16 protein-coding genes are annotated in these 12,925 nt (G+C 72.2%); 9 read left to right on the forward strand and 7 right to left on the reverse strand.

All coding sequences use genetic code 11. The annotated features are described in order from the left end of the window. The first annotated feature begins 3 nt into the window (after positions 1 to 3). The gene (locus IEZ08_RS30625) at positions 4 to 1,164 is read left to right on the forward strand and encodes a cation:proton antiporter (RefSeq protein WP_068923883.1); all 1,161 of its coding nucleotides are present in this window, start codon (positions 4 to 6) and stop codon (positions 1,162 to 1,164) included. 40 nt (positions 1,165 to 1,204) lie between these two features. Continuing rightward, complete coding sequence (locus IEZ08_RS30630; RefSeq protein WP_229803704.1) at positions 1,205 to 2,161, forward strand: hypothetical protein; 957 nt, start codon at positions 1,205 to 1,207, stop codon at positions 2,159 to 2,161. 31 nt (positions 2,162 to 2,192) lie between these two features. On the opposite strand, the gene IEZ08_RS30635 is transcribed toward IEZ08_RS30630, so the two are convergent. Beyond that, complete coding sequence (locus IEZ08_RS30635) at positions 2,193 to 2,600, reverse strand: RidA family protein (protein WP_068923885.1); 408 nt, start codon at positions 2,598 to 2,600, stop codon at positions 2,193 to 2,195. 72 nt (positions 2,601 to 2,672) lie between these two features. Between IEZ08_RS30635 and IEZ08_RS30640 the strand changes: the two genes are divergently transcribed. Further along, positions 2,673 to 3,338 (forward strand): TetR/AcrR family transcriptional regulator, encoded by a 666-nt coding sequence (locus IEZ08_RS30640; protein WP_189243501.1) that lies wholly within the window; start codon positions 2,673 to 2,675, stop codon positions 3,336 to 3,338. Between the two features lie 82 nt (positions 3,339 to 3,420). Here IEZ08_RS30640 and IEZ08_RS30645 read toward each other — a convergent pair whose 3' ends face one another. Further along, on the reverse strand, positions 3,421 to 3,783 hold the full coding sequence (locus IEZ08_RS30645; RefSeq protein WP_229803685.1) for a DUF2203 domain-containing protein: 363 nt from the start codon (positions 3,781 to 3,783) through the stop codon (positions 3,421 to 3,423). Between the two features lie 213 nt (positions 3,784 to 3,996). Here IEZ08_RS30645 and IEZ08_RS30650 point away from each other — a divergent pair, with 213 nt between their 5' ends. Continuing rightward, complete coding sequence (locus tag IEZ08_RS30650; RefSeq protein WP_068923887.1) at positions 3,997 to 4,344, forward strand: STAS domain-containing protein; 348 nt, start codon at positions 3,997 to 3,999, stop codon at positions 4,342 to 4,344. 79 nt (positions 4,345 to 4,423) lie between these two features. On the opposite strand, the gene IEZ08_RS30655 is transcribed toward IEZ08_RS30650, so the two are convergent. Continuing rightward, positions 4,424 to 4,660: an HGxxPAAW family protein gene (locus tag IEZ08_RS30655; RefSeq protein WP_068923888.1), complete on the reverse strand. Its 237-nt coding sequence runs from the start codon at positions 4,658 to 4,660 to the stop codon at positions 4,424 to 4,426. A gap of 393 nt (positions 4,661 to 5,053) precedes the next feature. Between IEZ08_RS30655 and IEZ08_RS30660 the strand changes: the two genes are divergently transcribed. Both IEZ08_RS30660 and IEZ08_RS30665 read left to right on the forward strand, forming a co-directional pair. Further along, positions 5,054 to 5,236 (forward strand): hypothetical protein, encoded by a 183-nt coding sequence (locus tag IEZ08_RS30660; RefSeq protein WP_068923889.1) that lies wholly within the window; start codon positions 5,054 to 5,056, stop codon positions 5,234 to 5,236. 103 nt (positions 5,237 to 5,339) lie between these two features. Further along, on the forward strand, positions 5,340 to 5,531 hold the full coding sequence (locus tag IEZ08_RS30665) for a DUF5302 domain-containing protein (RefSeq protein ID WP_068923890.1): 192 nt from the start codon (positions 5,340 to 5,342) through the stop codon (positions 5,529 to 5,531). A 115-nt stretch (positions 5,532 to 5,646) separates the two neighbouring features. On the opposite strand, the gene IEZ08_RS40560 is transcribed toward IEZ08_RS30665, so the two are convergent. Beyond that, positions 5,647 to 6,549 (reverse strand): NAD(P)/FAD-dependent oxidoreductase, encoded by a 903-nt coding sequence (locus IEZ08_RS40560; RefSeq protein ID WP_068923891.1) that lies wholly within the window; start codon positions 6,547 to 6,549, stop codon positions 5,647 to 5,649. 206 nt (positions 6,550 to 6,755) lie between these two features. Between IEZ08_RS40560 and IEZ08_RS30675 the strand changes: the two genes are divergently transcribed. Both IEZ08_RS30675 and thrS read left to right on the forward strand, forming a co-directional pair. Then, entirely contained in the window at positions 6,756 to 8,321 is a 1,566-nt protein-coding gene (locus tag IEZ08_RS30675; RefSeq protein ID WP_084780167.1) for an amidohydrolase family protein, read from the forward strand. 231 nt (positions 8,322 to 8,552) lie between these two features. Continuing rightward, on the forward strand, positions 8,553 to 9,827 hold the full coding sequence (thrS, locus tag IEZ08_RS30680; RefSeq protein ID WP_189243503.1) for a threonine--tRNA ligase: 1,275 nt from the start codon (positions 8,553 to 8,555) through the stop codon (positions 9,825 to 9,827). Between the two features lie 33 nt (positions 9,828 to 9,860). Here thrS and IEZ08_RS30685 read toward each other — a convergent pair whose 3' ends face one another. Both IEZ08_RS30685 and IEZ08_RS30690 read right to left on the reverse strand, forming a co-directional pair. Beyond that, positions 9,861 to 10,487, reverse strand: a complete 627-nt coding sequence (locus tag IEZ08_RS30685) for a S8 family serine peptidase (protein WP_189243504.1) — start codon at positions 10,485 to 10,487, stop codon at positions 9,861 to 9,863. Further along, complete coding sequence (locus IEZ08_RS30690) at positions 10,454 to 11,053, reverse strand: S8/S53 family peptidase (protein WP_068923893.1); 600 nt, start codon at positions 11,051 to 11,053, stop codon at positions 10,454 to 10,456. The genes IEZ08_RS30685 and IEZ08_RS30690 overlap by 34 nt, the downstream gene beginning before the upstream one ends. 154 nt (positions 11,054 to 11,207) lie before the next feature. Between IEZ08_RS30690 and IEZ08_RS30695 the strand changes: the two genes are divergently transcribed. Then, a complete protein-coding gene (locus IEZ08_RS30695) occupies positions 11,208 to 11,402 on the forward strand; it encodes a hypothetical protein (RefSeq protein ID WP_068923894.1) in 195 nt (64 codons plus the stop codon). 108 nt (positions 11,403 to 11,510) lie between these two features. On the opposite strand, the gene IEZ08_RS30700 is transcribed toward IEZ08_RS30695, so the two are convergent. Continuing rightward, on the reverse strand, positions 11,511 to 12,923 hold the full coding sequence (locus IEZ08_RS30700; RefSeq protein ID WP_229803688.1) for an ABC transporter substrate-binding protein: 1,413 nt from the start codon (positions 12,921 to 12,923) through the stop codon (positions 11,511 to 11,513). Positions 12,924 to 12,925 lie beyond the last annotated feature (2 nt).

The following is a 12,925-nucleotide window of genomic DNA, read 5'->3' on the forward strand; positions in this document are numbered from 1 at the left end:
CGAGTGCACCACACCGCAATCCTCTTCCTCGAGTTCGGTGCCGTCCTGCTCGGGCTGGGCATCCTCGGAGCTCTGGCCCTGCGTGTCGGCATCTCGCCCATCCCCCTCTACCTGATCGCCGGGCTGGCCTTCGGCACCGGCGGCATCGTCCCCCTGGCCACCAGCGAGGAGTTCATCGCCACCGGCGCCGAGATCGGCGTCGTCCTCCTGCTGCTCACCCTCGGGCTGGAGTACAACGCCGACGAACTGGTGACCAGCCTCAAGAGCAACGCCCCGGCCGGCCTGGTGGACCTGGTGCTCAACGCCGCGCCCGGCGCGATCTGCGCGCTGCTGCTCGGCTGGGGCCCGGTCGCCGCCGTGGCCATGGCCGGAGTCACCTACGCCACCTCCTCCGGCATCACCGCCAAGGTCCTGTCCGACCTGGGCTGGATCGGTAACCGCGAGACCCCTGTGGTGCTGTCGCTGCTGGTCTTCGAGGACCTGACCATGGCGATCTACCTGCCGGTGCTGACGGCCATGCTGGCCGGTCTCAGCTTCGCCGGCGGCGCGGTCACCGTGGGCATCGCGCTGGCCACCGTCAGCGTGGTGCTGCTGGTGGCGCTGCGCTTCGGGCGGTTCATCGAGGCGTTCGTGTCCAGTCCCAACTCCGAGGTGCTGCTGCTGAAGGTGGTCGGCCTGGCCCTGCTGGTGGCCGGGGCCGCCCAGCAGCTGCAGGTGTCGGCCGCGGTGGGGGCGTTCCTGGTCGGCATCGCCCTGTCGGGGGAACTGGCCCACGAGACCCAGGCGCTGCTGGCGCCGTTGCGCGACCTGTTCGCCGCGATCTTCTTCGTCTTCTTCGGCCTGCAGACCGATCCGGCGAAGATCCTGCCCGTGGCGGGGCTCGCCGCGTTGCTGGCCCTGACCAGCATGATCACCAAGCTGCTGACCGGCGTGTACGCCGCCCGGCGGGCGGGCATCGGCCAGGCCGGACGGGTCCGCGCCGGCATCGCGCTCATCCCCCGCGGCGAGTTCAACATCGTGATCGCCGGGCTGGCGGTGGCCGCCGGCGCCCACCCGGACCTGGGCCCGCTGGCCGCCGCCTACGTGCTCATCCTGGCCGCGTTCGGCCCGCTGGCCGCCCGGCTGATACAGCCGTTCATCGCCACCATCGCCAAACGCGCCTGACCACCGGCCGCACCCCGGATCTGGTAGGCATGGGCGGGTGATGCGATCCCTCGCCGTCCCGGCCGCCGTCCTCCTGGCCCTGGCCGCCGCTCCCGCGACGGCCGCGGCCTCTTCCGGCGGGGCCGGGGCCCCGTCCGCGGGGTCCGCGGACGGTCCCGGCAGGCCCGAGGTCCCGCCCGGGACGGCCGCCGGATACGTGGTCTTCGACCGGCAGGCGGGCAGGATCGTCGCGCACCGGTCGGCGCACCGGAAGTTCAGGTCCGCCTCGGTGGTGAAGATCCTGATCGCGATCGACTACCTGGAGTCCCACCCGAGCGTGCCCCGGCGGGACCAGGCACTGCTCCGGACCATGTTGCGGGTCAGCGACGACGCCGCCGCCACGGCGTTCTGGAACCGGGGCGGCCGGGGCAGGATCATCACACGCACGGCCCGGAAGCTGGGCCTGACCGACCCCGCTCCCCCGCCCGCCGACCTGCCCGGATTCTGGGGCTACACCTCGCTCAGCGCGCTGGACGTCGTCAGGACCTACCGCTACCTGCTCGACCGCGCCGACCGGAGGGTCGGCGACCTCATCCTCGGTCACCTGCGCAAGGCCGGGCGGTGCGGCTCCGACGGCTTCGACCAGTTCTTCGGGATCCCGCGCGGGGTGCCCGGCCCGTGGGCGGTCAAGCAGGGCTGGTCCGGGTACGGTTCCACGCCCCCGGTCCGCTGCGTCCGCGGGGCCGCCGCGTCGGGCACGACGACCGGGAGCACGACCGCGGCGACCACCGTGAGCACGGCGCGCGCCGGTACGGGAGCCGGCGGCCTCTCCGCCGCCGGGACGGGTCCGGTCCCCGATCTGGACCGTCCGGTGCTGCACACCACCGGCCTCGTCGGCCCGGGAGAACGATGGATCATGGTGCTGCTCACCGCCCATCCCGCGGGGACCGGCTGGCGGCGTTCCACCGACCGGACGACCAGGCTCGCCAGGGAGCTCTACCGCGGCGTCGCCTCCTGACCCGATGCGCCCCGGCTCCGCGGCCGCCGACTCAGTCGATGACCGCGGTGGCCTCGACCTCGACCAGCAGATCGGGTTCGCCCAGCGCCGCGACGCCCAGCAGTGTGATCGGCTTGACCGGGTCGGCCCCCAGCTTCGCGGCAGCCCGGGCGACGCCCTCTCCCAGCAGCGGCATCTTGTCGGGTGTCCAGTCGACGACGTAGACGGTCAGCTTGGCCACGTCGTCGAAGGATCCGCCGGCCGCGGCCAGGGCGGTGCCGATGTTGAGATAGGCCTGCTCGACCTGGGCGGCCAGATCTCCTTCGCCGACGCGCCGGCCCTCGGCGTCGCGGGCCACCTGACCTGCCAGGAACACCAGTTTCGACCCGGTGGCGATCGACATCTGGCGGTAGACCTCGGGTTTCGGCAGTCCGTCGGGGTTGAGCAGTGTCACGGTCATGTCCGCTCCTTGAGTCGGCGCAGGCGGTTCGGCATACGTCGAAAACATAGCAGCGTTATGTATTGTGGTGCCATGGTGAGAGTGAAGGACCCGGCGGTCCGCTCCCTGCTGATCGACCGGGCCGCACAACTGCTCGCCGCCCGGCAGCCGGTCACACTCCGCTCGCTGGTGGCCGGGACCGGCGTCTCGACCATGGCCGTCTACACCTACTTCGACGGCATGGACGGCCTGTGGAGCGCCGTGCGGCAGGAAGGGTTCACCCGTCTGGAGGCCCGGCTCGCCGCGGTCGCGCCGTCGGCGGATCCGGTACGGGACCTGGCCGCCCTCGGCGCCGCCTACCTGTCCAACGCCATGGCCGGCCCCGACCTCTACCGGGTCATGTTCGACGCCGCATTCGAGCTGGAGGACGCCGCGGCCGCGGACGGCACGCTGCACCATCTGGTCCGCGGCGTCGAACGGGCCGCGGCCGCCGGTCGTCTCCGCGACGACGTCGACCCGCTGGAGCTCGCCACGCAGAGCTGGACCGTCGGCCACGGGCTCGCGTCGCTGGTCGCGACCGGCCCTCTGCCCCGACAGGCGCTCGCCCACGGCGTGCCGCTGCTGACCGCCCTGTTCACCGGCGCGGGCGACGACCCCGGACGGTGCCGCCGGTCAGTCGAGCGCGGCTGGCGCCCTCTGACGTCCGGGCGCCGTTCCGCGTCCTGCGGTACGGCACCCGCGGACGTCCCGCCCGGATGACGACGGCTCACCCGTACGGGGGCACGACCACGACCGGGGCCGGCATCGCCGGTGCGGCGGCCGTCAGGGAAGGGGGCAGCCGTCAGGGAAGGGGGCGGCGACCGGCGAAACCGAGTTCGTCGCGGTGGTACCAGCCCAGCTCGCGGTCCCCTTCGAGCCAGCACAGCCGCACGGAGATCCCGTCGAGCACCGAGGGGAAGTCGACCAGCAGCGGCGCGATCCCCTTGACCTCGATGCCGTGCGCGCTGAACCAGCCGAGGATCTCGTCCAGGCGCGCCTCCAGCGCCTTGACCTCCGGCAGCCCGCCCCGCTCCGACTCTCCCCGGTCCCTGAGGTCCTGGGCGAGCTCCGCCAGATCACCGCGCATGCGCACGAACTCGTCGGCCCGTTCCCGCACGGCGGGCATCATCGCCCGCGCCTCCTCGACGGTGAAGATCCTGTCCACCCCTGCACCGTAGCGCCTGGACGCACCGGGCCGGAGGTCCCCCCACCACCGCTCCGCGTACTTCATGGTTCGGTGGATTCCATAGAATCCACCGAAAGTGGACACTTTCGGTCGTTCCCTCGAATCTCATCACCCCCCGGGGCGTTACCGGGTCCGCAGACCTGGTAGGACAGAGGCAGCCCGCCCTGCCACCCGCGGGCGGAGGAGTATGGAATGCCCCTTTTCACCGTCTCATCAGACGTGTACGACTCAGTGCTCGTCGTCCATGCCGACGGCGAACTCGACTACGGCCACGCCCCCGTTTTCCGCAGTGAGATGACCAGGGTCTGGGAGGCCGGGACCCCCGCGCTGGTCGTCATCGACGTCGCCGGGCTCACCTTCTGCGACTCCGCGGGGGTCGCGGAGCTCATCTGGAGCCTCCAGCGCAGCCGCGCCCTGAACACCAGGCTCGTCCTGGCCGGCGTGCACGGCACCCTGGAGCGGATCCTGGCCATCACCGGCCTGCGCTCGGCCTTCGAGGTCTCCCCGACCGTTGAGGAGGCCGTCCAGGGGACCTCCTAGCGGACCCGCTCGCCGAGCCGCCGGGCCCGCTCACGGTGGCGGACGGGAACGGCGGCCCGGCGTGACCGGGGACGGCGGTTCAGCTCTTCCGCTCGACCTTCTCCGCCCCGATCACGCGCGGCGCGTCCACGATCACGTCGGAGAAGATGTCGACGAGCAGGGCGATGACCCCACCCACCGCGATGACGCCCACGCCCGCCCAGACCAGCGGCCAGTTCGGACCGAGGCACAGCGCCACGCCGCCGAGTGTGAATCCCGCCAGGATGACGACCACCGCGAGCCAGGACTTGGGGCTCCCTGCGTGACTTCCGGCCATGACGTCTCCCTGTTCCTCTCAATATGGATCATCTATTCGCGTTGTTCGCGGCGGCGATCACGCGGGTCAGCGTCTGGCGGAGGCCTTGCGGTTCGGCAAGTTCCATGTGCAGCCGCCCCACGATCGTAGGCGGTGCCCACCTCGCCCCGCTCCGCAGGTCCGTCCTTACGGGGCGAGGGCGCCGGGCGGCGCCGGGCGGCGCCGGCCGGTTCCCGCCGCATGAGCAGCGGGGAGAGCGTACCCGAATCGAGGATGGGCAATCCGCCGGACGTGCCGGTCGGGAGCACTCCGACATGTCTCATATTTACATAAATTTCCGACACAGTAGGATTTTCTGGGTACAAACCGCTGTTATCCCAATAGTCCAGAACAATTCTCCGGTCGAGGAGCCCCATGTTCCACAGCAAGTCCATCGAGGAGCGGATCGCCGAGCGGCAGGCCGGGCGCGGTCCCCTCAAGGAGGGCGAGCACTTCGAGCACGGGCCGGCCAAGTTCCTGTTCATCTTCATCATCGGCTTCGTCGTCGTGGGCCACATCGCCGGCCTGCTTTTCCTGATGGCCCTGGGCCTCCACTGAGCCCCGGCCGGATCGGCCTCGCGTCCGGAACGAGATTTCGGACATGAGAGGATGATGATCCGGTTGGCCGGAGTTGGACTACCCGTCCGGATCAGGAGGTCACATGGCTGATGTCACGCCGGAGCCCGAGGGCGCCGAGGACGAGCTGAAGCGCAAGTTCCGTGAGGCTCTCGAGCGCAAGAAGCTCGCCCAGACGGAGGCGAACGCGGGCGGGCGGGGGAAGAACGCCTCGAAGATCCACAGCGCCCACGGCCCTGTCGGGGGCAAGCGTTCCTTCCGCCGCAAGAGCGGCTGAGAGCATCCGGGAGGCCACGCGCGACGGCGGGCCGGCGGGCGTGGCCTCCCGGTCCGTCCCGTCCCGGACCCGTCTGCCCGTCTTCCCGGCGGCCACCACCCCGTCCCGCCGGCGCCTACCGGCTCGTCTCGTCGGTGACGATCTGGAATGCGGCGGCGGATCCGGCGGCCACCGACTCGGCGGCGCTCTGCTCCTCGGTGGTGAGGTCCCCGGCGGCGTAGACGCCGGGGACGCTGGTGCGGTGGTACTCGTCCACCTTGACGTAGCAGTCGCCGTTCAGCGCCAGGCCCAGGCACTTCGCCAGCCGGGCGACCAGGGGGACCGGCCGCTGGTCGGGCTGCCAGAACAGGGTCTGGCGGGCGATGACCCGGCCGTCGTCCAGTTCGACCGCGCGCAGATCCCCGTCGGTGTGGTGCAGCCTGCGGATCTCGCCCTCGATCACTTCCGCCCCGTCGTCCCCGTCCGGCACGCCACCCGCCGGTCCCGCCTCACCGGTGAAGACGATCACGTTGTCGCTCCAGGCGGCGAATCCGGTGGCCGATTTCCGTGCGAACTCCGGGTCCGAGGTGACCACGCCCCAGGCGCGGTCACGGTTCTCCCAGCCCGCGCAGAGCGGGCAGTGCACGACCGTCCTGCCCCAGCACTCGCCGAACCCCTCCACCTCCGGGTGGACGTCGACCACTCCGGTGGCGAGCAGCACCCGCCGGGCCCAGACCCTGGCCCCGCTCTCGGCGGTCACGTCGAAGCCGCCCTCCGCGGCGTGCGCCACGTCGACGACGCCCTCCTCGCGCAGTTCCGCCATGCCGTAGGCGTCCAGGTCGGCCCAGGCGCGGCGGCGGTACTCGGCATGGCTCACCCCGTCCAGGCCGACGATGCCGTGGACTCCGTGGGAGGCGGCGTTGCGCGGCGGCCCCCCCGAGTCGAACACCACCGTGCGCCGCATGGACCGGCTGAGCGTCATGGCCGCGGTCAGCCCGGCCGGACCGCCCCCGATGATCGCGACATCGTAATGCTGCATGGTGGCTGTCTGCCCCGCAGCGGGCGGCCGTCACCCGGACCCTTCGGTAACAATTTTTGAGCACTGCTCATATTTATCTTGACCGGGGAGTTGACACGGCAGACCATGAGGCACCCGCTTCTCCGCGTACGCAGAGGTGCCCCATGGTCAAAATCCCCAGACCCAGATCCCTCGCCGTCGTGTTATCTCTCATCGGGGTCCTGACTATGGCGGCCACGGCCGCCATCGCCGCCCCGGCCCCTCCCGGCCCGGAGGTCGGCGCCGTCGGGGAGCCGCCGGGGAGCGCCGCCCCGGTCCGGGGGTTCGTCGACGGGCACTCCCACCTCATGTCGTACGAGGCGTTCGGCGGCATGCTGCTGTGCGGCAAGCCGTTCGACCCCGACGGCATCGAGCACGCCCTGACGGACTGCCCCGACCACTTCCCGAACGGCGAGGCGGCCTGGTTCGAGAACTTCACCCGGACCGGCTCCCCCGTCGGCACCCACGACCCGGTCGGCTGGCCGACCTTCCGCAGTTGGCCCGCCCACGACTCGCTCACCCACCAGCAGGCCTACCACAGCTGGGTCGAGCGGGCCTGGCGCGGCGGCCTGCGCGTCCTGGTCAACCACCTGGTCGCCAACCGGCAGCTGTGCGCGATCTACCCGCTCAAGCGCAACTCCTGCGACGAGATGGCCTCGCTGCGCCTCCAGGCGCAGCGCACCTTCGAGCTCCAGGACTTCATCGACGCCCAGGCGGGCGGCCCGGGGCGGGGCTGGTTCCGCGTCGTCCGCTCCCCCGCCGAGGCGCGGCAGGTGATCGCCGGCGGCAAGCTCGCGGTGATCCTCGGCGTGGAGACCTCCGAGCCGTTCGGTTGCCGCCAGACGCTGGGCGTCCCGCACTGCACCAGGGCGCAGATCGACCGGGGCCTGGACGAGATGTACGCCCTCGGCGTGCGCAGCATGTTCGTCTGCCACAAGTACGACAACGCGCTGTGCGGGGTGCGCTTCGACTCCGGCACCCAGGGCGTCATCGTCAACCTCGGAAACTTCCTGTCCACCGGAAGGTTCTGGACCGCCCGCACCTGCACCGGGCCCGAGCACGACAACACGATCGAGAAGGCCGGGGCGATCCCTCCCCCGCTCGACCGGCTGCTCCCCCGGGGCGTCGGACTGCCGCTGTATCCCCCCGCCCCGCACTGCAACACCAGAGGGCTGACCGGCCTGGGCGAGCACATGATCAGAGGCATGATGGCGCGCGGCATGATCGTCGAGATCGACCACATGAGCGTCAAGGCCGCCGACCAGGCCCTCGACCTGCTGGAGGCCGAGGGGTACGCCGGGGTGGTCTCCTCGCACAGCTGGACCGACCCGCGCTACCTCAGCCGGATCTACCGGCTGGGCGGCATGGTCACCGCCTACGGCCACCAGGCCGAGGAGTTCGCCGCCACCTGGCGGGAGAGCCGGCCGCTGCGGGCGGAGCTCGGGCGCCCCGGGTACGGCTACGGCCTGGACGCCAACGGCCTGGGCGCGCTGCCCTCGCCCCGCCCCGGCAACGCCTCCAACCCGGTGACCTACCCCTTCACCTCCTTCGACGGCGCGGTCACGCTCGACCGGCAGCGCACCGGGGAGCGGGTCTGGGACGTCAACGTCGACGGGGTCGCCCACTACGGCCTGGTCCCCGACTGGATCGAGGACATGCGGCTGGTCGCGGGGGACGAGCTCGTCCAGGACATGGCCGCCGGAGCCGAGGCCTACCTGCGCACCTGGGAGGCCGCGGCCTCACGGGCCCCGTGACGCGGCCCCACCGACCCCGCGGGGAGAGCCCCGGCGGGAAGGCGCCGGAAGGAAAGCACTGGCGCCGTCTCCGGGCGGTCGGATACCCTCACCGCATGAAGCGCGCCCACGTGACGACGACGCCGGAGACCGTCCCGGCGCGCTGACATCTGTCGTGAAACGAAGCCCCGGGCGAGCGCCCGGGGCTTCGTCGTTGGTCGCTCGCCTCCCGTCCGAAGCGAGGAGACCGCCATGCACGACCACCCCCGTCCCGACCACCGCTGTCCCGACCACCGCCGTCCCGGTCATGACCGGCCCGGGCGCGGCCGTCCCGACCACCGCCGTCTCGGCCGCGAGCTCGACCTGTTCGACACCGACCCGCTCATCGGCAGGGGCCTTCCGTTCTGGCTGCCGGCGGGCGCCGCCGTACGGCACGCCGTGGAGGGCTACGTGCGCCGGGCCGAGCGCCTCGCCGGCTACCGGCACGTCCACTCCCCCATCATGGGCAAACGTGAGCTGTACGAGATATCCGGGCACTGGGCGCACTACCGCGAGGACATGTTCCCTCCCATGATCGTCGGCGGCGAGGAGTTCGTGCTCCGCCCCAGCCTGTGCCCGCACCACGCGCTGGTCTTCCGCTCCCGGCCGCGCAGTCACCGGGACCTGCCGCTGCGCCTGGCCGAGCTGGGCGGCATGCACCGGGCCGAGCTGTCGGGGGTGCTCGGCGGGCTGTCCCGGGTCCGGGCCATCCAGCTCAACGACGGCCACGTGTTCTGCGCCGAGGAGGACGCGGGCCGGGAGGTGGCGGCGGCGCTGGCGATGATCGCCGAGGCCCACCGGGCGCTGGGCGTCACCGCCTCCGGGTACCGGCTCTCGCTCCGGGGCGACGGGGACAAGTACATCGACGACCCGGCCATGTGGGAACGGGCCGAGGTGATCCTGCGCGGGGCGCTGGAGGAGCGCGGCCTGCCGTACGAGGAGGCGGCGGGTGAGGGCGCCTTCTACGGACCGAAGATCGATGTGCAGATCACCGACCCGGCCGGGCGCGAGTCGACCCTGTCGACCGTGCAGGTGGACCTGTTCCAGCCGGGCCGGTTCGGACTGGAGTACATCGGCCCGGACCAGCGCATGCGCCGGCCGGTGATGGTGCACCGCAGTGTGGTCGGGAGCATGGAGCGGCTGATGGCCCACCTGATCGAGGTGTACGGCGGGGCCTTCCCGGCCTGGCTCGCCCCGGTCCAGGTGGTGGCGCTCCCGGTCTCGGACACCGAACGGCACGCGGCCGGGGAGTTCGTCAGGGCGTGTGAGGAGGCGGGGCTCCGGGCCGAGCTGTCGGGGCCGGAGGACGGCACCCTGGGGGCCCGGATCCGCGAGAGCAGGCTGGTGCCGTACCAGGCGGTGATCGGGCCGCGGGAGGCCGGGGCCGGGCAGGTCTCACTCCGCCTGCGCGACGGCTCCCGCCGGGAGCCGCTCCCCGCCTCCGAGGTGGTCGCGTGGTTGTCACGGGAGGCCGCGCCCCATCGGTGACGGCCTCCCGGACGACGGGGGATATCAAGGGATCTAAGGGCGTTCCTCCTCCCCCGCCAGGCCCGCCGCGCGCATCGCGGCGTGCAGCGGTTCCAGCAGCGCCGCCGCCTGCTCCTCCCGTGTCACCAGGGCGGGCAGCGGCCCGTACGGCGCGGCCACCGGCGCGTACGCCCCCACGGGGGCGACTCCGGCCGCGACCGCGGCGTCGGGCACCCCGGCGCCGACCCGCGACGGGTCCAGCTGCGGGAGCGGCCGGCAGGACGCTCTGATGATCTCGAAGAGCCGGTCGACCCGGACGCTGTCGCGCACCGCCTGGGAGCGGCCGGGCTCCGGCCGGAACATCGGGTGGTGGGCCAGCACCGGGGCGGCGACCGCGGCCACATGCGCCGCCGCGGTGGCCGTTCCGCCGCGGGGCCCGTAGCTGGTGGGCGGCAGCCCGGAGACGATCACCAGGCCGGGGGCGCAGCAGTCCAGCCCCGGCCCACCGGCGCTGAAGCGCGGCACGAAGACGCCCTCCGGCGTGGGCAGTCCGTCCAGGTGGACCAGGTCGGCGCTGTCCGGCGGGAACGTGCCCAGCCGGCCGAGCGCGCCCACCGCCAGTACGCCGGGCAGGGCGGCCGGGTAGGTCAGCGCTCCGCCGGAGTCACCGGCGGCGGCCACGCACACCACCCCGTTGCGGCGCGCTTCCTCGGTCTTGGCGGCGACCAGGGGGAGTGCCCGGGGAAACCGTAGGCGATCAGGGCGACGTCGATCCGCTGCTCGATGCAGTAGTCGAGGGCCTCCACCAGGTCCAGGGTCGTCCCCTCGGGCGCGACCCGGCACCCGTACACCTCCGCCTCGGGGGTCAGCCCCACCACGCCCGAGGCGATCACCGCGATCCGCACGCCGTGCCCGCGGTGGGTCGGGGGCAGCCGGTCGAATCCCATCGCCCGCGTCCCCCAGGAGTCGAGCTGCTGGTCGGGGAAGCCCGGGTGGGTCTCGGTGATCCGCAGGCAGGTCACCGTGCTGGGCGCGTCCACGTTCAGGAGCGGCTGGTTGACCATGGCCGGCCAGCAGCCCCGCGGCGGGCGCACCACCAGTGCCCGGACCGAGGCCAGGGCGTCCGGGGGCACGGCCAGCTCCGCCCGGCCCTCCGCCCCGGTGTAGGCGGTGAACGCGACGCCGTACAGGCTCACCTCCGCTCCCTCGGTCGGCCTCCCGCCGTCGTCGCGGACCTCGACGGCCACCGTGCGACGGCTCCGGCAATAGACCTGAAATGCCCGTGGAATCGGACAGAAAAGACCGGTAATGCCTAGCCGACGGTCCCGATCCCGCCTAGGTTCGTCAGGGGGACCACATAACACCACACAGTCAACCAGCTATGTGCCTGGGAAGTGCGTCATGCGCATTGTGCGATGGCCCGGCCCGCCGGTGGTTGTCAAGGTCAAAACTCGAGGCGTCCTCACCGTCGCCGTCTCCCCGGCCCTGACGGACCGGGAGATCCTCGATCTGGCCAGCCTTGTCCTGTCCGGCAGCGAATACCAGGGATTCCGCAGGGAGATCGGTCATACCCCGCCCGCCTCCGGGAGCACGTGAACACATATGCGAACACACCTACATATCCGTCGCGCGGACGAGTGAGAGCGAGGACCGGCCTGCGACAGGCCGGACGGAACACCGGCCGGCGGCCTGCCGACCGGGGCGTCAGCCTGCGGAGGAACCCGCGGGCGAGTCCTCGGAGGCCGTACGTACCGGACCGAACACGGCGCGGGTGTCGATGACCTTCCCGAAGGGCGCCCAGTGACCCTCCTCGAACCTGGCCAGCATCATCGACTCGATCGGAAAGCCGTCGCCGGGACCGGTGGACAGCGTGATCCCGGGGAGCAGGGTGTCGACGGGCACGTCGTCGAGGTTGCGGACCGCCTCGAGCAGCCCTTCGCGGGTGGGGCACTCCATCCGCCGGAGCGCCTCGACGAAGGCCTGCGCGACGGTCCAGCCGAACACGGTCTGCGGGGCGGCGGGATCGGCCTCGGGAGCGTAGCTCAGCAGGCTCCTGCGGTAGACCTCGACCGCAGGATCGTCCTCCCACTCCGGGTTCGCGGGGTCCTTCTGGTACACGGCGGACACGATCTCCGGCACCTTCCCCGTGTCCACGGTCTCCATCACGGCCGGGGACACGGCCACGCTGTTGAGGATGTGCAGGGGGTTCCAGGAGGTGACCGCGGCGTCGACGGCGAGCGCCTGGGCCCCGAACTTCGGGGTGGTGACGCTCAGCAGCACGTCGGCCCCGGAGGAGGCGAGGTTCGCCAGCTGTCCCTGCACCCCGGGGTCGGTGACCTCGTAGCTCTGCTCCGCGACGATCCGGACCTCGCTGCCGCGGATCGCGTCGGCGAAGCCGTCGCGCAGGTCCCTGCCGAAGTCGTCGTTCTGGTAGAGAACCGCCACCGTCGCCCACGGCATCGTCTCCTTCAGGTGCTGGGCGTAGACCCTTGCCTCGGCCACGTAGCTGGGCTGGTACCCGATGGTCCAGGGGTAGCCCCCGTCGGTCCCCCAGCGGGAGGCGCCGGTCGCCACGAAGACCTGGGGCACCCGCCGGCGGCCGGCGTAGTCGCGCACCGCGGCGGTCGAGGGCGTCCCGACCGTCTGGAAGATCGTGAACACCTCCTCCAGCTCGACGAGCCTGCGGACCTCCTCCACGGCTCTGGCGGGCTGGTAGCCGTCGTCGCGGACGAGGAACTCGATCTTCCTGCCGTCCACCCCTCCCCCGTCGTTGACGTGACCGAAGTAGGCCCGCACACCCGAGGCGATCAGCCCGTAGGCGGAGGCGGGCCCGGACAGGGGATAGATCCCGCCGACCTTGACGGTGTCCTCGGTGATACCCGTGACCTGTTGTCCCGCACAGGAACCGGTGGCCACGGCCTCGGGACCGCCGGTGAGGCGGCACCCGCCCAGCGGGAGCACCAGGACGAGCGCGGCGGCCATCGCCGCACCGCGGACCGCCGCACCGCGGACCGCCGGGCCGCGGGCCGCGCCGCGTGGCGTGCTCCGGGCCACCGCACGGGCCGCGCCGTACGACATGCCCCCGGTCACCGCACCGGTCCTGGTCCTTCCCCGCACGA

Source organism: Planobispora rosea (genome assembly GCF_014648175.1).
Taxonomy (GTDB): domain Bacteria; phylum Actinomycetota; class Actinomycetes; order Streptosporangiales; family Streptosporangiaceae; genus Planobispora; species Planobispora rosea.